This window comes from Acinetobacter sp. YH12076 (genome assembly GCF_013419525.1).
Lineage (GTDB): Bacteria > Pseudomonadota > Gammaproteobacteria > Pseudomonadales > Moraxellaceae > Acinetobacter > Acinetobacter amyesii.
This window is the reverse complement of sequence record NZ_VOZY01000013.1, coordinates 55,734-76,609: the sequence shown is the minus strand read 5'-3', so window position 1 is coordinate 76,609 and position 20,876 is coordinate 55,734. Positions and strand designations below refer to the sequence as shown.

The 20,876-nt window shown below is 39.3% G+C and carries 18 protein-coding genes; 7 read left to right on the top strand and 11 right to left on the bottom strand.

Annotation, left to right across the window (positions count from 1 at the left end; translation table 11 throughout):
- Positions 1 to 21 precede the first annotated feature (21 nt).
- A complete protein-coding gene (locus tag FTU22_RS13280; protein ID WP_180094892.1) occupies positions 22 to 519 on the top strand; it encodes a phosphate-starvation-inducible protein PsiE in 498 nt (165 codons plus the stop codon).
- 68 nt (positions 520 to 587) lie between these two features.
- Here the strand turns inward: FTU22_RS13280 and FTU22_RS13275 are convergent, their stop codons facing one another.
- On the bottom strand, positions 588 to 1,052 hold the full coding sequence (locus tag FTU22_RS13275; RefSeq protein ID WP_373886258.1) for an RcnB family protein: 465 nt from the start codon (positions 1,050 to 1,052) through the stop codon (positions 588 to 590).
- A gap of 183 nt (positions 1,053 to 1,235) precedes the next feature.
- Between FTU22_RS13275 and FTU22_RS13270 the strand changes: the two genes are divergently transcribed.
- Entirely contained in the window at positions 1,236 to 1,694 is a 459-nt protein-coding gene (locus FTU22_RS13270; RefSeq protein ID WP_078194213.1) for a hypothetical protein, read from the top strand.
- 87 nt (positions 1,695 to 1,781) lie between these two features.
- Here the strand turns inward: FTU22_RS13270 and FTU22_RS13265 are convergent, their stop codons facing one another.
- The gene (locus tag FTU22_RS13265; protein WP_180094890.1) at positions 1,782 to 3,248 is read right to left on the bottom strand and encodes a phospholipase D family protein; all 1,467 of its coding nucleotides are present in this window, start codon (positions 3,246 to 3,248) and stop codon (positions 1,782 to 1,784) included.
- Positions 3,249 to 3,357: 109 nt separating this feature from the next.
- Entirely contained in the window at positions 3,358 to 5,439 is a 2,082-nt protein-coding gene (gene znuD / locus FTU22_RS13260; protein ID WP_180094888.1) for a zinc piracy TonB-dependent receptor ZnuD, read from the bottom strand.
- 146 nt (positions 5,440 to 5,585) lie between these two features.
- On the opposite strand from znuD, the gene FTU22_RS13255 reads away from it, so the two are divergent.
- From FTU22_RS13255 to FTU22_RS13240, 4 genes are all read left to right on the top strand, one after another.
- On the top strand, positions 5,586 to 6,365 hold the full coding sequence (locus tag FTU22_RS13255) for a DUF4184 family protein (protein ID WP_180094886.1): 780 nt from the start codon (positions 5,586 to 5,588) through the stop codon (positions 6,363 to 6,365).
- A gap of 160 nt (positions 6,366 to 6,525) precedes the next feature.
- Positions 6,526 to 8,310, top strand: a complete 1,785-nt coding sequence (gene aspS, locus FTU22_RS13250) for an aspartate--tRNA ligase (RefSeq protein WP_180094884.1) — start codon at positions 6,526 to 6,528, stop codon at positions 8,308 to 8,310.
- 314 nt (positions 8,311 to 8,624) lie between these two features.
- Positions 8,625 to 9,491: a lysophospholipid acyltransferase family protein gene (locus FTU22_RS13245; RefSeq protein WP_180024548.1), complete on the top strand. Its 867-nt coding sequence runs from the start codon at positions 8,625 to 8,627 to the stop codon at positions 9,489 to 9,491.
- A 125-nt stretch (positions 9,492 to 9,616) separates the two neighbouring features.
- Positions 9,617 to 9,838 carry a hypothetical protein gene (locus FTU22_RS13240; protein WP_180022426.1) on the top strand — a complete coding sequence of 74 codons (222 nt, stop codon included), beginning with the start codon at positions 9,617 to 9,619 and terminating at the stop codon, positions 9,836 to 9,838.
- A gap of 154 nt (positions 9,839 to 9,992) precedes the next feature.
- On the opposite strand, the gene FTU22_RS13235 is transcribed toward FTU22_RS13240, so the two are convergent.
- Positions 9,993 to 10,748, bottom strand: coding sequence for a glycosyltransferase family 25 protein (locus FTU22_RS13235; RefSeq protein WP_180024549.1), 756 nt, complete (start codon positions 10,746 to 10,748; stop codon positions 9,993 to 9,995).
- Between the two features lie 101 nt (positions 10,749 to 10,849).
- Here FTU22_RS13235 and FTU22_RS13230 point away from each other — a divergent pair, with 101 nt between their 5' ends.
- Positions 10,850 to 11,734, top strand: coding sequence for a hypothetical protein (locus FTU22_RS13230; protein ID WP_180024550.1), 885 nt, complete (start codon positions 10,850 to 10,852; stop codon positions 11,732 to 11,734).
- Between the two features lies 1 nt (position 11,735).
- On the opposite strand, the gene FTU22_RS13225 is transcribed toward FTU22_RS13230, so the two are convergent.
- The 7 genes from FTU22_RS13225 to glnE form a co-directional block, all read right to left on the bottom strand.
- On the bottom strand, positions 11,736 to 12,728 hold the full coding sequence (locus FTU22_RS13225) for a glycosyltransferase (protein WP_180024551.1): 993 nt from the start codon (positions 12,726 to 12,728) through the stop codon (positions 11,736 to 11,738).
- Between the two features lie 11 nt (positions 12,729 to 12,739).
- Positions 12,740 to 13,384 carry a YrbL family protein gene (locus FTU22_RS13220; protein WP_180024552.1) on the bottom strand — a complete coding sequence of 215 codons (645 nt, stop codon included), beginning with the start codon at positions 13,382 to 13,384 and terminating at the stop codon, positions 12,740 to 12,742.
- Entirely contained in the window at positions 13,368 to 14,387 is a 1,020-nt protein-coding gene (locus FTU22_RS13215) for a glycosyltransferase (protein ID WP_180094882.1), read from the bottom strand. Before FTU22_RS13215 ends, FTU22_RS13220 begins: the two co-directional genes overlap by 17 nt.
- A 181-nt stretch (positions 14,388 to 14,568) precedes the next feature.
- Complete coding sequence (locus FTU22_RS13210) at positions 14,569 to 16,047, bottom strand: phosphoethanolamine transferase (RefSeq protein ID WP_180094880.1); 1,479 nt, start codon at positions 16,045 to 16,047, stop codon at positions 14,569 to 14,571.
- 87 nt (positions 16,048 to 16,134) lie between these two features.
- On the bottom strand, positions 16,135 to 17,028 hold the full coding sequence (locus FTU22_RS13205) for a mitochondrial fission ELM1 family protein (RefSeq protein ID WP_180094878.1): 894 nt from the start codon (positions 17,026 to 17,028) through the stop codon (positions 16,135 to 16,137).
- Between the two features lie 83 nt (positions 17,029 to 17,111).
- Positions 17,112 to 18,038 carry a branched-chain amino acid transaminase gene (locus FTU22_RS13200; protein WP_078191262.1) on the bottom strand — a complete coding sequence of 309 codons (927 nt, stop codon included), beginning with the start codon at positions 18,036 to 18,038 and terminating at the stop codon, positions 17,112 to 17,114.
- Between the two features lie 18 nt (positions 18,039 to 18,056).
- Positions 18,057 to 20,816, bottom strand: a complete 2,760-nt coding sequence (gene glnE / locus FTU22_RS13195; RefSeq protein WP_180094876.1) for a bifunctional [glutamate--ammonia ligase]-adenylyl-L-tyrosine phosphorylase/[glutamate--ammonia-ligase] adenylyltransferase — start codon at positions 20,814 to 20,816, stop codon at positions 18,057 to 18,059.
- Positions 20,817 to 20,876: the final 60 nt, after the last annotated feature.

Here is a 20,876-nt window from a genome sequence, read left to right as displayed (position 1 = left end):
ATTTACACAGGAGGAATATATATGACACACCGTGATCCCAAAGTAGAAAAAATCGAAGCCCTCCTCGACCGACTTGGCAATATTGCTGTAGAAGGTTTTCATTATCTTGCACTGTTTGTCATCGGCTGTATGATTTTATGGTCCGCGGGTCATACCATTTTTGAAATTATTACGGTTAAACAATTCGCCACGATTGACGATATTTTATTATTGTTTATTTACCTTGAACTCGGTGCCATGGTCGGAATTTACTTTAAGACCAACCATATGCCTGTACGCTTTTTAATTTATATTGCTATTACTGCCCTAACCCGCTTGCTCATTGCGGATATTCAACATGACCATAAAGCAGATATGGGTTTGGTCATTACCACAGGTTCGATTCTAATTTTAGCTGTGGCCATTTTGATTGTGCGCTATGCCTCTTGGACTTACCCTTCGGTTATTCGAGATAAGCATTCCGAGAAGCCACTGCCTGAAGGTAAAACCCCGCGCCCGCAAGATGATGAATTGGCCTAAACACTAAATCGTTCCCTCTCCTTTTAGGAGATGAGTAGCACTGCTACGCAAGGGAGAGGTTATAAACCTTATCTATTTGGCACCAATACATAGCGACCATTTTCAAAAATCCAATACATTCCATTGGGTGGTGCTGGTAAACCTAAACGCTGCCAATCACTAATAAAAGTATAGGTTGAACTGGAAATACTCGCGCTGGCAGGATCACCATTCACCCAACTATAGCTCTGCGAATTTTGAGTAATGGTGGTCGGCGCATTGTATTGAATACTAATACCACTTTGTGGATACTGCGGATAAGGTCGATTTGGATATTGCTGATAAACCGGCGGGCGACTTGGATAATGAGGATAATGTTGAGGATAATTCGGCGCATGCTGCGGATAGCCAGGCCGATTCATCGACGGTGGGCGGTGTTGTGGTTTTGATGTATCCACACCTTGGTAGTTTGCCCATTTGTTTTCCGCAAAAGTACTGGCTGAAGCACTGATCAGCATCACACCTGCAATCGCATAGAATAATGTGGTTTTCACTTAAGCTCTCCTCGACGGTTTATACGCTCAGTATAAATTCCATTGTAGGAGAAAAAATGAATAAAAATCCATCAAGTGCAAGAATTTGTTAATTTTCCGACCAAGCTGATCGCACCTTCAGGCTAGCCTGTTTTTCATTGGATTATGCTAAGATTGATTTTATTTCGTAGTGGATCAAACGCTGTGTCTGAATTAAGTTTTGACCGACTTCATCAATTTTTTTCTAAAGTTCCAAGTATTCAAGAACAACTGATTGACTCGTACGGAACCGATGGTAAAACTGCTTGGTGGTTTAAATTTCAAATTAATGTAGATCACCCTTTAGCATGGCAAACTGTTCAAGAATTGGGCCATGTATTGAACTATATTTCTAAAAATGAACGCTTACCGACTCAATTTTTACCGGTTTCTCCGCCACCATATATGAATGGCGAAGCAAAACAATTCTTGTCTTGGGTGATTCAATGTAACCACGCCGATTTTCCACCAGATGTCATCTGTGACTGGTTAGAAGCTCGTTTGCCACAACCAGTAGATGATGCCGATAAATGGAAAATCAAAACCGATATTAAAGAATTGGATCAAATGACAGATAAAGATTTAGATCAAATCGTTCCGCCGAATCCTGTACCGAAGAATTAAAACTGATTTAGTTCCTCCTAACCTCCCTTTAAAAAAGGGAGGAAAGCCCCTCTTTAAAAAAGAGGGATTTGGGAGATTAAGACAATTCTAAAAAGTAGATATTCCGCTCCATTCCATAAAGCGATACAACACATATTTCAAGGTCGATTCATCCGCATATTTACTATAATCGACACTCATTTGTTTACCATCCAGATTTGACCAAGCGGTATTAAAGTACTGTGATGCATCTTTAAAAACTTGAACATCTTTCACACCGATCACGCGTAAATCAGTTTCTAAATTATAATTTTTCAAGTTACGTGCCGTAAAATTGGCAGAACCTAAAATCATATCGGCTTGATAAGCAGTACGTTTTAAAATCATCTTGCTATGGCACTGCTCACCTTGGGTATTACACCAACGTACATCAATACCCGCCTCATGTAATTCGGATGCTACAGGTCGATTTGGAATGCCATTTTTGGTACGTCCAAAAGCATCCTTATTCGGATCGAGTAATACACGAACTTTCACGCCACGTTCATGTGCAGCAATGAGTGCTTTGATAATTTTACGTTCTGACAAGTAGAACATCGCGATATCAATTTCAGTTCCAGCTTTCTTCGCACTATCAATTAAGTCGAGTGTGGCATCATAAATGGCTTTTTCAGTCAGCACTTGAACCTGTGGCTGAGTTTTCGCGGCTTCAACATCTTTAATCACTACAAATGGAATATTAGCTTTAGACATCATGCCTACGGCTTGCTCGGTCTTTAGCAGATCAATCGCGGTCATGCCTTTGACGGTTAAGGCCACATTAGAATGTCGTGAGCTACCATCATGTGGATTCATAGAGGTGACCAAACCTTTCCAACCGTCAACGGTATCGACCACCAAGGTTTTTCGGTGATTCGCTTTAAAGTTAAACAGATCCATATAACTACGAATCGTCACTTTATCGGTTCCCAATGGGTTCGGTAACCAGCCTCGTTCAGGATTATTGCCAATATCTTGACAGCAGATATACCAAAAGCCTGACCATGCAGGATTGGAAGCACGAAGCGGTACCAAATTGGTTTCCATCAACTCAATGCCCCCTTGTCGTAATTGACGATAATGCTCGGGTTGAATGCCGCCATAGACCGAATTGACGGGGTCAGTAATCACAAAAATTTCCACTTGAGGAGATAGTCGACGCTTCAAAATCAGCGCATCGGTCAACTCCTGTGTTAATTGTTCATGTTTTAATTGAGAGTCACCAACTTGCGGATTAAAGAGAAACATATCCAACACAATGGTCGACTGTGCTTCCTCAATCATTTTCAGCATTTCTTTAAAAATGCGATGTTCCTGTTGCTGCTTTCCTTGCGCATCGATATAGGTTTCATCCACTAAAAAGTTCACTTCAGCATGGCGAAGTTTTCCCGTGTAGTTCACCCCTTCTGGGAGTGGCTTTAGCGTGTGATAAGTTGCCGATGCCAAATAACCTAAAACCAATAAACCCATGACCACGCCCACATAGCGACGACGTGACCAATTGAGCTTGTGATGTATTCGTTGAATGATGCGCATAAGAAAAAACCTAGTCTAATGCGCTCAGACTAGGTTTTATTCATTGATTTTTCAAGAGGATTACTGTGACTTTACCTAGACTTACTTAGAAAAGTCTGTGCAAATTCAATTAGAATCCAAATTCAAGACCAACTGTAAAATTACGACCGACTTGTGGAATATTGGCAAGGAATGACGTGTGAGAATAAACATCTTCATCCAATAAATTATTGGCTTTGAAATAGACTCGATAATCATTTTGATCTTTCAATTGACCACTATAGGCCACACCCAAATTCACCATGTTGTAGCCATCTGTTTCACGCTCAAATGCAGTGATTTTGTCTTGTTTGAATACATGTGAATATTCTGCAAGACCTGACCAACCATCGGCAAAGTCAACATCGACCTTGGTTCCTAAGCGCCCTGCAGGCACACGTGGCGCATTTTCACCATCAATTTTGCCGCGAACATAATCACCAAAGACACTGAGTTTATACATGTCATTTACTGCATAACCCACTTGAGCTTCCGCACCATAGAACTTGGCTTTGTCTTGGGTGTAATCAACTAAGCGGAAGTTTTCAAAATTATCTTTGGTTGCAGCATAAATGTAGTTGTCATACCAGTTGTGGTAAACATGAACGTGATAATCCAACTGATCTTTTTCGTAATGGAAACCCAGTTCTAGATTATTGGATTTTTCCACATCCAGATTTTCATTTCCGCGTTCATAGGTATTGGTCGCAAAGTGCTTACCGTTGGCATAAAGCTCTTGCGCCAATGGCAAACGCTCTTGATGAGAACCCACCAAGGACAATTTATAATTTGGCGCAAACGCCCAATTCACAGCACCTGAATAAGAGATGCCATAATCATCATAATCTTTTTGTGCAGAATCGATTTGAATTTTCTGCTGATCGACACGGGCGCCCAGCTCGACATGAAAATCACCAAATTGTTTATGTTCTAAACCAAATATACTCCATTTTTGGGTTTTATTTGGGTTCATCAATGACTCTTCGCCACTGATATTGAGCTTTTGCTGATTGTATTGTGCGCCTATCACCCCTTCCCAATCCGCAATCGGGTTATGCACCAACTCTAAACGACCATCGTAACCTTTACTTTTGAAGGTCGTTGCTGCGATATTGCCTTCAATTTCATCATGTTTATAGTCCGTATAACTCGCATGCGCACGTAATTTTTGGAACCCAGCAAACGGCTCAGCCAGTTCAGTACGGAAATCATAACGTTCAGATTTTAAATCGACCCACGGACCAGCATCATGGTCGTGATCGTGGTCGTCATGCACTGAATGGTCATGTTCATCGCTGTGATCATGATTGTCGTGACCATCACAATGTAAATGATCATCATGTGGATGGCAGCTTTCATATTCATGGTTATGACCTGGCAAGCCATATTGATCCTGACGATTCGTATAAGACAGACCCGCAAAACCGCGCTCATGAATCCATGAAGCACCAATCGTTACATTTTCGCCTTCAGCAAAAGTATTACCCACACGACGTTCTTTTTCTAACTCACCCTCATGGTCATGGAAATAATCGGGTGCAATATAGTCATTGGCTTTACGCTTTGATCCCTCAACTCGCAGTGCAAAATTTTCTCCTAGCGCAGTAGTGACACCTGCACTCGCTAATTTTTCGTCACTACCTGAGTTATAACGTAGCCCAACCTGCCCCTCTAAACCATTTTCAGGCATCTGCGTTGGAATTTTTTGATCGGTAACATTCACCAACCCACCAACCGTCCCAGCTGCATACAATAAAGTGGATGGCCCACGAATCACTTCTACTTGTTTCGCTAAAATTGGATCAACCGTCACTGCATGGTCAGGGGATAAAGTTGAAACATCTGCTGTTTCAGATGCATGCTCCAACACTTTGACACGTGGCCCATCTTGCCCACGTATTACAGGTCGACTTGAGCCTGCACCAAACTGATTTGAATACACTCCAGGTTGTCCGGCAATGGCGTCACCAATAGTGACTCCACCTTGTGCCAAATCTTTATGCTTAATAATGTTATCTGCAACCGCAAAATCTGCAGCACTTTGATTTAAAGGATGAACCCGAACATTAATCGCCTCTAAAGTTTGTACCTGTTGTTGCTGATTATCAGCATAAATATTGGGTGCAATCACTGCAAAAATTGAGATTGTGATTAAATTCTTATGAAAAGACATTTGGAGAGACTCAAATCTGGCTAATTTTGAATAATGTTATAATATAACATTTCATTACTTTTGCAATAAAAAACATTCTAATCTGCCCAAATCATATACACTCACCGATACCACATTGTATTTATTCATATATTTATTTTAGTTCAATGCCTTTTACCATATCCCATGCTGTACTCGCACCGCCTATTTCCAAATTAAGCGGAAATCGCCTGCCTATTGCAGCACTCGCAATTGGTAGCATGGTGCCAGATTTATTCCGTTTATTTACCAATGCTGACTATGCAGGTTCACATCAATGGTCGGGGTTAATTTTTCCAAACTTAATCCTAGGTTTGCTGTTTTGTGTGCTGTGGTATGTGCTCTATCGCCCGATGTTATTTGCTTTTTTTGGTTTAAATAAGCCGCTGAATCTACAGAATTTCAATCAATGCTGTGGGTTTATGCTCAGTCTCATCCTCGCACTCATCGTTGGAACATCGACGCATATTGTTTGGGATGGCTTGACCCATGTTGACTTTCGTACCTTTGCATTTAAGGATCTATTGAGTCTACCGATTCAATTTTTTGGTCATTCATATCCCCTACATCGCGTGTTGCAAATTGGATTATCTGGCTTGGCACTCCCCGTTTTGGTATGGATGATTTATCGTCATCATCTTCACTATCGAAGTACAGTAAGCATCCCCACATCCATCAAAGTCTATGTATATGGTTTAGCGGCCCTGTCTTTAGCTGCGGGCATCGCAAGTTATTTTTATTTTGCTGACAGTATTTATTCTGATGCCTTTGTACACGACTTGTATGCCTATGTCGGCAAAGCCATTAATTATTTTTTCCGTGCATTTTTAGCCACGTTTAGCTTCGGTAGTCTGATATTTCTGATCTTAAGCAAGAGCACCAATATTTTTTCAACGTCATCGGCTTAAGCCCATCATTGACCGAAAATTTGCTGTAAATTTGGCAGTTTTAGCAATAAGTCCTTGTGACAAAACAGCCAAAAAGAGGCATAATCCCCTATTCGAATAAAAGCGGTGCGCTGTTTACGCATTCGCTGACCTTAACCCATATAGTTGGATTTCTAACGCTATGATGCGAACTCATTACTGCGGTTCTTTAACCGAAGCTCAAATTGACCAAACCGTTACATTATGCGGTTGGGTTCACCGTCGCCGTGACCACGGTGGTGTAATCTTCCTTGACATGCGTGACCGTGATGGTCTTGTTCAAGTGGTTATTGACCCAGATACTCCTGAAGCATTCGCAACTGCGGACAAAGCACGTTCAGAATTCGTATTAAAAATTACAGGCCGTGTACGTCGTCGTTACGCAGGTACTGAAAACGCGAATATGACTAGCGGTCAAATCGAAGTTCTTGGTAAAGAAATCGAAGTGCTTGCTGGTTCAGAAACTCCGCCATTCCCATTGAATGACGACAACACAAATATTTCTGAAGAAGTACGTTTGAAATATCGTTTCTTGGATATCCGTCGTCCAGAAATGTTAGATCGTCTTCGTTTCCGTTCTAAATTGACTAACCTAATTCGTAACTACTTCGAAGAAAATGGTTTCTTAGACGTGGAAACACCGATTTTGACTCGTGCGACTCCTGAAGGTGCGCGTGACTATTTAGTACCAAGTCGTGTTTCTAACGGTAGCTTCTACGCACTTCCACAATCTCCACAATTGTTCAAACAGTTGTTAATGGTTGGCGGTATCGATCGTTACTACCAAATTGCTAAATGTTTCCGTGATGAAGACTTACGTGCTGACCGTCAGCCTGAATTCACACAAATCGACGTTGAAACATCGTTCATGACTGACGATGACATCATGGATTTAATGGAACGTTTAACGGTTAAGATGTTCAAAGAACTTCTAAACGTTCAGTTCGACAAGTTCCCACGTATGACGTATGCAGATGCAATGCGTGACTATGCATCTGATAAACCTGACTTACGTATTCCTTTGAAATTGGTTGACGTTGCAGACATGATGCAAGACGTTGAGTTCAAAGTATTCGCAGGTCCTGCTAAAGATCCTAAAGGCCGTATTGTTGCGCTTCGCGTACCAGGTGCTGGCGCGCTTCCACGCAGCCAAATTGACGAATACACTAAATTCGTGGGTATCTATGGCGCGAAAGGTTTGGCTTACATCAAAGTCAACGAGCTTGAAAAAGGTATTGAAGGTCTTCAATCTCCAATCGTTAAATTTATCGAGCCTATCGTACTTGATCTATTGAAACGCGTTGGTGCTGAAAATGGCGACATCGTATTCTTTGGTGCGGACAAAGCGAAAATCGTAAATGATGCGATGGGTGCTTTACGTATTAAAGTCGGTCACGACATGAAACTTGCAACTTGCGAGTGGGCGCCACTTTGGGTTGTTGACTTCCCAATGTTCGAAGAAACTGATGACGGTAAATGGACGTCTGTTCATCACCCATTCACGCTGCCAAAATCAAGCGTTGAAGAAGTGAAGAACAATCCAGGTGCGGCATTGTCTGTTGCTTACGATATGGTATTGAACGGTACTGAAATCGGTGGTGGTTCACTTCGTATTTATAACCTAGAAATGCAAAAAGCGATCTTTGAAGCGCTTGGTATTTCTGAAGAAGAAGCAGAAGAGAAATTCAGCTTCTTGCTTAACGCCTTGAAATTCGGTGCGCCTCCTCACGGTGGTTTAGCATTCGGTCTTGACCGTTTAGTGATGTTGATGACTGGTGCATCTTCTATCCGTGACGTGATTGCATTCCCGAAAACTAAGACTGCGGAATGTCCTTTAACTCAAGCGCCTGCGCCAGTTGAAGCGAACCAATTACGTGACTTAGGTATTCGCTTACGTGAAAAACCAAAAGCTGAAGAATCTAAATAATCTTACATTTTAAGATTTAGATTTTAAGTTTCAAAAAACCCTGCGCTATGCAGGGTTTTTTATGTCAACCTACAAAAGGTGGTAGAAAACCTACAAAACATAAATTAAAGATTTGATTTACTTTGCTAATATCAAAACGCTTCAAGTACGTTATGATGTTGCACTACATCCTTTGAGCAATGGATAGCTCAATTTTCCACTTCCGATTATTTTGTTTTTAGATTCAGATCTTTTTGTACTTTTCACTGAATAAGTCCGGTCTCTTGGCAAAATTTATTTTATCCCATGCTGTCAATTTTGAGACCTTGTGATTCATGTACTTTCTATTCAAAATCATCGCGTTATTGCCACTTTGGCTGTTACAAAATTTGGCTTTGATGATCGCGTTTATTCTTAATCTATTTAATTCATCGATCAAACGTATCACTAGCATCAATATTCAACTGGCCTACCCAGATTTGTCAGCGACAGCGCAGAGACAGCTCGTCAGCCAAAGTATCCGCAGCCAATGCCTGACCTATATTGAATTTATTAAATGTTGGGGTATGCCGCCGAGTTATAGCTTGAGCTTACTGAAAAATATTTATGGTGAAAATATCCTCACGGAAGCGCTTGCGAATAAAAAAGGTGTGATCGTTGTGGTTCCGCATTTTGGCTGTTGGGAATTACTGAACGCATGGCTCAACTTATATACAGAACCAATGATTATGTATAAACCGAATAAAAATAAAGGGATCAATCGGTATCTGTTAGAAGCACGAGAGAAGTTTAATGCAACCTTAGTCCCGACAGATGAAACAGGGATCCGTGCCATTTTTAAGCATTTAAAACAAGGTGGCCTAACGGTCATTTTACCTGACCATTTACCGAAGCCTTCAGGCGGTATTTATTCCAATTTTTTTGGGCAAAATACTTTATCAATTACACTGGTTTCAAAACTTGCTGCAAAAACCCAATGCAATGTCATTGGCTTAAGTTGTATCCGACAACCCAACTTAAGGCACTTTGATGTGCATTGCCAAACCTTATCAGACGAGATTTTATCTAAAGACTTACAATCCTCTGTCGACACCCTCAACATCGCGATGCAAGACATCATTAACCAAGCACCAGAACAATATATCTGGTCTTACAAACGCTTTCGTGTGTGCTTTGGTAATATCAATACGTACCGCAAATAAAGGTGATCTGAGAACATCTCAACCTTTAGAGTTGTGTTCCGCAGGCTTGGATTAATCTTATTGAATTGAGATCGATTATCGACAGTGGCATAATAGCCTCAATTTCCACTTTAAGTGATTCTCCTATGGCTATGCGTCCTGAAGTCCGTCGTCGTGCAATCGTGTTGATTGTTTTTTCTGTCGTACAATGGTTGTTCATGCGCTACATTTTAGCCAATGAATTATTCAACTTAACCACCTATAACCGAATCGTTTTATTCTGTGTCAGCAGCCTTGCAGGTGCATTATTAATCTTTGTCGGTTTGATTTATATGGTGTTGAAAGGTAATGCGGAAAAGGACTCTTAAAACACTCTAAAGTCTCTTTTATAAAATTAAATAGTTTAGAAATTTTATAAACTGTTAACTAAAAATTTGACCTACTTTATATTTACATGAAATTTTATTTAGAAATAAAGTAGGATATAATTTTATAAAAACAGAATAAATTATTCGTATTCAATTATTTATACTTACTTAAGAATATTTTCATAATTTTCTTTTTATATTTATTTATATATCTTTTTTTCTTACGTATTGTTAATTGTATTTGCTGTCTTTCTTTTTGCAAGTGACTATCTTTATCTACATCTAATATAGGAGGATGTTCAAAAAGATAAGATGCATAAAAATTTACTTGAGGGTATTCAACAATTAAGTCTGCCCATTGATCAGAGAGGTTCGGCGATTCATGATATTTAACTAAAACTTCTGCCATTGCTCTATCTATAACATAAGCATATGCGGACGCCATATTTTCAATAAAAAAAGGATGAATCTTCAATATATTGCGCCCAAATATTTTTTGCTCAATAAATCTACCATAGACATTTTTAGAACAACTGAGCTGAATACCACCTAAACTAAGAAAAAATGTAGATTTTAAGCTCAATTTTTTAATATGTGAATAAAACTCATCAAAATCAATCTCACTTAATAGTGAAATTGCATCATCTTCAAATACAAATGCCAATTTAGCATCTGTATCTAAAAAGTCTTGATAAGCTTTTAAATGAGAAAGTGTACAACCTAATTCACCTGGCGTTAAAGGTCTGGTTTTTCCTAATACCCCCAAATGAAAATACTCATCAACTGTTAATTTTTTACCAGCAACGCCAATTTTATTAAATGAACTTGAATTTCTAAATATTCTTTGCTGAAAAAAGCCCACTAGTCGTTCACTATTTTCTTTCTCAATAGAAATCACATATTTTTTCATGAACTGTTTCAAAATAAATGCTAAATTTATAGCTAAATCATATCATTTGTCTGTTTAATTATTCAATTGTTCGAGAATCTTAATTAAAAATAGAGTTATATATGCGGTTTATTGTAAAAAAATGGTTTTCATTTCTACAAAAAAAAAGAGAGTTAAAATTTAACTCTAGATGGTATCTCCGCTTTGGCAAACTACACCAGCCTTTTAAACCACAGCAAATTCCATCCTTACATGAAATTCATGCACCAGAAGGGCACGTTTATGCCGATCCATTTATCGTAGAAGAAAATGGACGTACATATATTTTTATTGAAGAAATTTCACCTGAGCATCCTGTTGGTTATTTATCTGTCATGGAAGTTTTTCAGGATGGTCAATACAGTCCACCTATTCCAATTATTCAATGTTCTTATCATCTCTCTTATCCCTGTGTATTCAAACACGAAGATACGTGGTATATGATTCCTGAAAGTGCAGCCAATAAAAGTATCGAGTTATGGAAATGTACAAATTTTCCATTTTCATGGGAATTTGATCGCATATTAGTAAATGATGTAAACGCTGCGGATACTACCCCTTATTATCAAAATGGAATGTGGTATCTATTTACTGCAATCAAAAATAAATATTCAAAAAAGTATGGCAATGAACTCCATATTTTTTATAGTGACCATCTACTGAGCAGCGATTGGAAATCACATCCCCAAAACCCTGTTAAAAAAGGAATTGTGCAATATCGCCCAGGGGGTCACTTGACCACAATTAATGATAAGTTAGTCCGTCCATCACAGGATTCTCTCAAGCGCTATGGTGGGAGTTTAGACCTCAACGAGATTACCAAACTTTCCCCAGAGCACTATGAAGAAAAATTTTGGATAAAATTAGATAGTGAATGGCATCCAAATGATAATGGCTGTCATACCTTTAATATTTTTAACCAGCATATGGTGATAGACGCAATTCGTGAAACGCCTAAAGATTTGTAACTTAGTTTCGATACAGATTTTCAGTTTGTGCCAACATTGACTCAAATTTTAGGTTCTGTTCTGCTTTTATAAATGCTTTCTCAAATAGAGGAAGCATTTGTGCTTTTGGTTTTAACGCGATAGAAATTAAACTCGCCATCTGTTCAACAGAGTCCGGTTCACATATAAACTGCTCATCAATAAAGTCGGCAACCATTCCCACATTAGAAGATAACACCGGTGTATGACTCAATAATGCTTCGGCCAGTGTAATCGGCCCCCCTTCTTTCAAAGAAGAAATCACTAAACAGTCTGCTTGCGTTAATAGCTTTGGAATGTCTGAACGAAAACCCAGTAATTTCACGCGGTCATTTAAATTAAGCTGAGCAATTTGAGTTTTTAAAACTTGATATTGAGTTCCGTCCCCCACTATCCATAGTTCGCTATTGATGTTTCTCCATGCTTCAATCAGGATATGAAACCCTTTGACCTTTTCTAAACGTCCAATCGCTAAAGCAATAATAGGCTTATTTTTCTTTATAACTATATCTTTGACTGGGCTAAGGAGTTGATTCCCGCCATTCCAAATCACTTGAACCGACTGTGAAGCAGGAAACTCCTCTTTAATTTTTCCACTTACAGCAATGATCTGATCAAAGGCCATAAAAGGTTTTAAATTGCTCTTCATACCATGCACGGTCACAATTTTTTTACATGAAAATTGCTTCAGCCAAGGGGCTAAAATGCTTGCTGCTTTACTTGCCTGCACATGCAAAATATCGGGTTGCAGCTGTTTTATTTTTTTAACTAACTCATAAATAAGAAATGGATTCCATCGGCTTCTTGAAAAATCAACAGCGTGCAATGTGATATTCGAACTGAGCTTTTGCTGATAAGATTGATCTGCAATTAAATGAACTTCATGATGTTGTGCTAATCCATGACATAAATCCAGGGTATGTTTTTCAAGCCCCCCCATACCACCACTTGTTGCCATAACTTGTACAATTTTCATGGTTACCCCGACTACATAGTTTTTCGTATTAACTGTTTAAGACGCTCTGCACGACGACGAATTTTCTTATGCATCAATACTCTAGACCAGTAAGATAATGGAATAATTTCTTTGCTCTTGAATGTGGATTTCACATCAATACACTTTAATCGAATGCCTTCATGATGGTGTTGGACAACTAAATTACCCGAATTTAAGTCAAACAGAGGAATATTATATTGAATCAGCCAATCGGTTAATTGATCTATCGATTGAGATACGCCATCTATATTTAAAGGCATTTTATGCTTTAAATAATGATGTAGGCTCAAAGAAATTTCCCCGTGTTCATCTCGAATTAATTCACAACTTAAAATCAGTTGATCTTCAATAACCTCCAGTTTTAAACACGCTGCAATAAATCTATTTAATTCTTTCTGATCAATGCGAGCTTGTAAACGTTGATAAGCACACCATTCAATATAATTTTCATTAAACCGATAAAACTGAGTACTTAAAAAACGCTGTAGCTTTTGACGCCAATTTTTAATTTGACGGCGTTCTTTAGGCAAATCTATTTTCAAACATATCTTGGGGTCAGATGGAGAAACGACACAATAACGATTTGCACCTTCGCCCAGATAATGTGCAGATTCCAACTCAGCAATTGAAAACATGTGCCTTCCATTCATAGTCTTCAGTATAAGGCTGCTTAAAAATTGTCTCTAACATAAACTTTGTTACGCGTTTAGAGTTATAACTAGAATGTGTCCGGCTCCAACCTGCTTTTGCAACTTCTTGAGCTTCTGCCGGATGATGTGCAAAATAATTGATTTGATCTGCCAATTCATCAACATGACTAAAGTAGACCACTTCTTTATCCGAAAATAAAGTTTCAAATCCTGGAATGCGAGGTGTAAAGGTCAACAGACCATTACCTGTAAGTTGCGTGATACGGTCTGAAGTATATAAGTCTAATGAATTAGCCCGTGAATAATTTAATCCCATACGAGACTGACTGAGGACTTTAAAATAGCCCGCCCCAAAAACCTTTGGATCTTGGTCAAATCCACAATAACGCGCCGGAATATGTTTAATTTTCGCTTGCAAACTACGGATAAACTTGGTTCGCTCTTGATCAGATGATGAACCGCAGAATACCAGCTCATTTTCAAATTCATTTTTTTCAAAATTTTTTAGGCTATCGATAGTATCTAGACTCATATTTGGCATATAAGCCACTGTATTTCCATGACCCAACGTTTTGAGGAGTTCACCACTTGTTGTCACAAAAATAGTATCTAAATATGGCGACCATTCTTTAATAAAATTCGCTTTCTTTTCCACACAAATCCAGTCCACATACCAAAATGCAATTTTAGTTTGTGGATAAACCGATTTGATTGTTTTTAATGTTTCACAGTTCAATAAAGAAGAATGTCCAATTAAAATTAAATCTGGCTCAAAGTTTTCAACAATTTTTATAACTTCTTCATTCGCCCACTTTTTCCCAACTTTTTTCGTTCTCCATACTGTTCCATAGTACGCCATATCATGAAAAGAGAAATCATAAACATGATGACCATTTAAAACCAAACCTGCCGAGATTTTTCGATCAGTATTGTAGAATTCTGCACCTGACTTTTTAAACGCAAAATTATTAATATGTAATATTTTCATAAATTAACTCAGTAATGATCTAACTGCATCGAACAACAGATTTCTAAAACTTACCAGCAATAAAAAACCTAGACTATTTTACAAAAAAATCTTTCAAACTTTAATAAAAATTTATGTGTAATTTTCCTACGATCTAAACAGTAAGATTTTAATTTTATTTATTTTTTTATTTAACTCCAAATCATCTCATTTCATTTTCATCTAAATCTTGATAAGAAACATACTCATCCCAATCAAAAACGGTGACATTTTGATTATCTTCGATATTCGCCAACGATTTTTTAGGATCTAATAATGGTGTTTTCACCCCCAATAAATCTGCATAAATATGCATATAATCATAGGCACTCACAGTCTTGTTATAGTGGTTTTTTGCCTGTGCATCGCTACGTAATACAAAAAATGGAACCTGATAATTATCTTTAAAATCATTATCTACATGATATGAATCTTCATCCACGGTCATACCATGATCTGAAAAATACGTCACACTGAAACTACGCTGATCAGCCTTCAATGAAGTATATATCTGTTCTATAAAGTGATCCAACTTATTGATAGAAGATAAATAACAATTAATCGTTTCAGGTTTATTCGCATACATACGTGGTGCCTTAAACAGACGTTCACACGCATCCGGATGTGAACCCATCATATGAATAAAAATTACATTTTTTTGATTGGCATATTTTTTTAACTGGGCCTGTAATATTTCGACCATTTTGTCGTCATCAATATTACTCGACATATAGTTACCACTTTTCAGGAAGAACTGATGATCGGCATGAATCGCAATTTTAGAAATCGCCGTATCATTTTTCCCCATAAATCCCTGATTTGAAATCCACATGGTGTTATAACCCGCTTGTTTTGCTAGCGTTACAACATTTTTTGCAATCTGCGGTTCACGATTTTGATCAACCAAAGTCAGCGTACGAGTCAGACTAGTTACCGTATTCGGTGCAGTTGCGATGTAATGATCTACAACATCCAGCGGCATCTGATTTAAAAAAGGTGTGGTATCGTCTTTCGAACCGTAGAGTGATAAATGGTCTCGCTGAACACTCTCACCAATGATAATCACTTGATTATCATAGCTAGCATTCACCTGCTGAATTTGCCAATCGACATCTTGCACATTATCTTCAAGGAGCTTGGCCTCTTCTTGTTTATATTTAACCGTCGCCAGTGCAGTTTGAACACCAAACACACTGACGCAGTTAGCAATAAAGATAAGTGCCAAAATCAGCTTGCGATAATTTCCCTGGTTAGCTTGATTAAAAAATAAAATATAAAAACAGAGACTTAAAAAAATAATTAAGGCAAAAACAATATATTTAGGATTAACTACAGATAAAAATTCAAAGGCTTCATTGGTATTACTTTGAAACATCGATGCCACGATTCCCAAAGACATATGCCCTTGTAAGAACCCCGTCCCACTTGCAATATACAGGCTAATGACAAAAAACAGCGCAAGGAAAATGTACTTAAAAATACGACTATGTAATTGTTTTACAGCAATGAAAAAAAACGTACTCGAAAGAACCAAAACAAAGAATAAAGGAGCATCTTTGATTTCAGATAAATAGTCCCAAAAACCTAAGCCAATACAAAACCCAATCGAAAGCAAAAGCGGAAACAAATAGGTTTTTAGCATGACCTGACAACCCTTTAATATTATTCAAACATTGTTTAGTTAGACTGAAATGTTGGTAGAAATTTTTCGTCGGGTATTATCTATACTTTAGGGACCGAGTACAATCTTTTTGGCGATACGGTCAGTTTCTTTAAATTCGCTAGCGAGATTCAAGTCAGTTAAAGTCGTCTGTAATGACACCAAACCTTGTCTTAAAATTTCATCTACAGACTTGGTAATCCGGTCTTCCTTCAAGCGATCCACTTCAATCACCCCGACTTTACAACCCGCGGTGAGTGCCTCGTAAATCATTGAAACACTATCTTCAGTTACCCAAACCGCTTCAGCTTTTTGCATTTCTTCGAAAATCCAACCTTGCGGAGTGACTTCAACTGGGAAAATCTGTACTTTTTCAATATTCTTTAACTGTTTTAATTCTGCTAAAAACGCTTGTGGTGTGCGCCGTGAAGTGGTCAAAATGATTTGTGAATTTGGATTCTGCTCGACTATTTGTTCAATCGCTTGGAGTACTTTAGCCGCATTCCACTGATGGCGTTTCGAAGAGCCACCCAAAGCGATCAGGATTCGACCATGCTGATGTCGCTCCTCATTCACAATAGGATTTAACGCACCCTGTGTGGTCAGTACTTTATTTGATGCCTGAATACCATCGTGCTGTGGAATCACAGCATAATCAAAGCATGCAAACGGCAAGCTTGGCTTCATTAAAATAATGGTTTTGGCTTTGTTATACACTTTGCCTAACAGCCATACTCGAAAATGCGTATGGCTGCCGACGCCAAAAATATAGGTTGGCACGTGTTCTACGGCATGAACTTGATGGCTAAACAGTGCAGAAATAAGTGTCGCTATAGGCAAATCATCAATTGAAATTTCTTGAAATGTGACTGCTTCCTGAGATTGGCGCTGCATGGCCTTAAATAAACCTAGAGCCTGTGAGCGATGTCCTGCTTTACCATCACTGACATAAACAATATGCATAGTCTCGTTCCAAAAAATTCAATATCTTCAAGCCAATAAAAAAGGCGAAACTTAGTTTCGCCTTTTCATCTTAACCGATCAGCTTATTTTACGTAAGTTAACCAGTGCGCATATTTAGGGTCTTTACCCTGAACCGCATTAAAGAATGCAGTTTGGATTTGCTCAGTGATTGGACCACGACAACCTTCACCAATTTGACGGTCATCATATTCACGGATTGGCGTCACTTCAGCAGCAGTACCTGTGAAGAATGCTTCATCTGCAATGTAGAATTCGTCACGTGTAATACGACGTTCAACCACTTCAAAACCAAGGTCTTTCGCAATCGTAATAATGGTTTGACGGGTAATACCATCAAGTGCACCACCCGCGATGTCAGGAGTATGAATCACGCCATCACGAACTAAGAATACGTTTTCGCCTGAACCTTGACATACATAACCTTGTGGGTCGAGTAACATTGCTTCGTCATAGCCAGCATGTGCCACTTCTTGGTGTGCAAGAATTGACAAAGTATAGTTACCAGATGCTTTTGCTTTACACATGGTCACGTTTGGATGATGGTGCGTAAATGAAGACGTTTTAACACGGATACCCTTCGCCATCGCTTCATCACCAAGGTAAGCACCCCAGCTCCATGCAGCAACAACGGCATGAATTGTATTGTCAGTTGCTGCAATACCTAATTTTTCTGAACCAATAAAAATAATTGGACGTAGGTAGCAAGAAGCCAATTTGTTTTCACGAACCACATCAATTTGAGCTTGTTCTAATGCTGCATGATCAAATGGGACTTTCATTTGATAAATTTTTGCAGAATTTAATAAACGCTTAGTGTGTTCTTTTAAACGGAAAATAGCCGTTCCATTCGGAGTTTCATAAGCACGGACGCCTTCAAACACACCCATGCTGTAATGCAATGTATGTGTTAATACGTGAGTTTTCGCCTCACGCCAGTCAACCAATTGTCCATCTTGCCAAATAAAACCATCACGATCAGCCAAGTTCATGGCACACACTCCAAATTTTTATACACAGTCATTTTTATCCAATGCAAACGTTGCAGTTGGATCAATTAATCTTTGCCATAGCTTGCAAACGACCACTCGGGTATCGTGCCAATCGTCAGCTGAAACTTGCATGGATTGATTCGCAAGTGCTAAACGGTGGCTCTCGGCTCGTTCACGGAGATAAGCTTGAATCAATGCTGTCGCATCGGCGCTGGATAAGCAATCCGTTCTTGCGGCATCCTCAAGGATTCGTACGTTGTCAGAGTAATGGGCGAGATCGGGATTCGACCCACTCCATGCTAATACTGCATACTGTGCCATAAATTCGATGTCAACGATACCACCTGCATCTTGTTTTAAATGAAAAATTCCATCTTTTTGCTGCTCTTTAGAAGAACCTAGATGGTCTTTCATTTTTTGGCGCATTTTGAGCACTTCTGCACGAACATTGTTCTCATCTCGTGGCTGCGTCAAAATATTGCAGCGCAAGTTTTCAATTTCAATCCGTAAACTGTGCTCGCCTGCAATGGTTCTGGCACGTACTAAAGCTTGATGCTCCCAGACCCAAGCATTTTTATGTTGATATTGCTCAAAGGCTTTTAAGCTGGTCACCAATAAACCCGCCTCTCCCGAAGGTCGTAAACGTGTATCCACCTCATACACTCGACCATCTAGGGTTTGCGTGGTCATTAAGGACATAAATTTTTGTGCAACCCGCATGGCAAATTCAAAGCCACTAATTGGTTTCTGTCCATCGGTATCGGCTTGTTCGTCCATATAGTGAATAAACACCAAATCCAAGTCCGAACCATAACCCAGCTCAATGCCACCCACCTTGCCATAGCCAATTACCGCGAAAGCCGTGTGATCAATCGAACAACGCTGCCCTTCTGCATCAATTGGATAGCCATGTTTTTTGGCAACAATTTGATATGCCAAATGCAAGGTTGCATTCACAGACACTTCAGCAATATCGGTCAATGCATCCGATACTTTCATCAATGGGCTTTCAGCCAAAACATCACTAGCAGCTACTGCTAAGACATTGGATTTTTTAAATAATCGAAGAACACGCATCTGATCTTCAACTTGATCAATTTCAATTCGAAGCAGTTGTTGACGTAGAGAGTCTTCTAAATCTTTACGCTTTGGCAGCTCAAAATCCATCGATAAAAACTCATCCAACAGCACGGGATAATGCGTCAATTCTTCGCAGATCCACGGACTCACTGTTGCCATTTTCACTAATCGTTGTAATGCCCCTTTGCTCTCAATCAGCATCACCAAATAGACCGTACGGCGCAGCACCGACTCCACCAAAGGCATGAGACGTAGTAAGGCCACCTGAGGTTTATCTGACTGTAATATCGCCTCAATGAGATGTGGCCAAAAGGTTTTTAAGCGCTGTACAGCTTTGGCAGGTAATTTTTTCAGCGCATGTCCATACCAAAATTCGTGAATTAAATTTTTGGCATCATCATCTAGAACATCGTTCAACTGGGCTTCTAAATGACTAAAACTTTCCAATAACGGATCGGGTTCTTTTTCTTTAATAAGATGTTCAAACTGGTAAATGACTTTGGCACGTTTCTGATTGAGCACATTCAAAAAGTCATCCCAAGATGCAAAACCTAAAGTATCTAAAATACGTTGGCGTGGTTCAGGCTCATGGGGCAACGATTGGGTTTGCTGATCATTGAGCGCTTGTATCGCATGTTCAATACGACGTAAAAATAAATACGCATCTTCTAAATCAGCAACCGCGGTATTTTCTAATAATCCAACTTCACCTAAATGATGCAGACTCACTAAACATTGACGGTCTTGCAACTCGAGTTTTGAACCGCCATAGATGAGCTGAAAGACTTGAACAATAAACTCTACTTCACGAATTCCGCCTGCACCGAGTTTAATGTCATCTTCAATATTACGACGTAGCACTTCACGTTCGATCATGGCTTTCATGTCACGCATAGCTTCGAAAGCAGTGTAATCGACATATTTGCGGAAGACGAATGGTCGGGTCATTTCTAGTAACTCGGCGCCTTCTTTACCGCCCGTGACGATACGTGCCTTAATCCAGGCATAGCGTTCCCATTCGCGTCCATGCTGGCTTAAATATTTTTCTAATGCCGCATGACTGATTGCTAAGGCAGAACCATCACCCCATGGGCGAAGGCGCATATCTACACGGAAGACAAAACCATCTGCGGTAATATGGTCAAGCAGGTAAATTAATTTTTGTCCCCACAAAATACAGAACTGCTGTACATCGATACATTTTCGACCATTGGTTTCGCCCTGTTCATCAAAGGCAAAAATAAGATCAATATCACTTGAAAGATTAAGTTCCTGTGCACCAAGTTTTCCCATGGCAACCACAATTAGGTCTTGAAATTTCCCCTTATAGCCTAGCGGTTCACCATATTTCGCAATCAACGAATTCAGCGCAAAATCTTTTGCCGCACAGATGGACGCATCGGCAAAGTCTGAAAGCTCTCGAGTTAAGGTGACGACATCGGTGAGTTGATTGGCATCTTGCCAAATCCAACGAAACATGAGACGTGCGCGCAGCACACGAATTGCACGCATCCAACTATTTTCATCTTGGATATCGGCAAGGCTGCTTGCGACAAAATGTTGAATTTGTGCTGTACTGAGCGAGGTTTGAAACTGATCAATTGCATAGTCTTGTTCTAAACTGGCCTGATGGATTCCGAGCACCTGTTCAGCATATTGACTGGCACGTAATGTTTTCTGCAATTGCTCCGCATTCATTTCACAAACCCTAGCGTGATTTTTTTCTAGTTATAACAGTTGATAACGCTTAGGGAAAAG

Coding starts and splice junctions, on each gene's coding strand:
- FTU22_RS13225 (WP_180024551.1), bottom strand. CDS start 12,728: ATGAAAATTGTACAAGTTATGGCAACAAGTGGTGGTATGGGGGGGCTT.
- FTU22_RS13215 (WP_180094882.1), bottom strand. CDS start 14,387: ATGAAAATATTACATATTAATAATTTTGCGTTTAAAAAGTCAGGTGCA.
- FTU22_RS13220 (WP_180024552.1), bottom strand. CDS start 13,384: ATGTTTTCAATTGCTGAGTTGGAATCTGCACATTATCTGGGCGAAGGT.
- znuD (WP_180094888.1), bottom strand. CDS start 5,439: ATGTCTTTTCATAAGAATTTAATCACAATCTCAATTTTTGCAGTGATT.
- FTU22_RS13210 (WP_180094880.1), bottom strand. CDS start 16,047: ATGCTAAAAACCTATTTGTTTCCGCTTTTGCTTTCGATTGGGTTTTGT.
- FTU22_RS13265 (WP_180094890.1), bottom strand. CDS start 3,248: ATGCGCATCATTCAACGAATACATCACAAGCTCAATTGGTCACGTCGT.
- FTU22_RS13205 (WP_180094878.1), bottom strand. CDS start 17,028: ATGCATATTGTTTATGTCAGTGATGGTAAAGCAGGACATCGCTCACAG.
- FTU22_RS13230 (WP_180024550.1), top strand. CDS start 10,850: ATGCGGTTTATTGTAAAAAAATGGTTTTCATTTCTACAAAAAAAAAGA.
- FTU22_RS13255 (WP_180094886.1), top strand. CDS start 5,586: ATGCCTTTTACCATATCCCATGCTGTACTCGCACCGCCTATTTCCAAA.
- FTU22_RS13245 (WP_180024548.1), top strand. CDS start 8,625: ATGTACTTTCTATTCAAAATCATCGCGTTATTGCCACTTTGGCTGTTA.
- FTU22_RS13240 (WP_180022426.1), top strand. CDS start 9,617: ATGGCTATGCGTCCTGAAGTCCGTCGTCGTGCAATCGTGTTGATTGTT.
- glnE (WP_180094876.1), bottom strand. CDS start 20,816: ATGAATGCGGAGCAATTGCAGAAAACATTACGTGCCAGTCAATATGCT.
- FTU22_RS13235 (WP_180024549.1), bottom strand. CDS start 10,748: ATGAAAAAATATGTGATTTCTATTGAGAAAGAAAATAGTGAACGACTA.
- aspS (WP_180094884.1), top strand. CDS start 6,526: ATGATGCGAACTCATTACTGCGGTTCTTTAACCGAAGCTCAAATTGAC.
- FTU22_RS13200 (WP_078191262.1), bottom strand. CDS start 18,038: ATGAACTTGGCTGATCGTGATGGTTTTATTTGGCAAGATGGACAATTG.
- FTU22_RS13280 (WP_180094892.1), top strand. CDS start 22: ATGACACACCGTGATCCCAAAGTAGAAAAAATCGAAGCCCTCCTCGAC.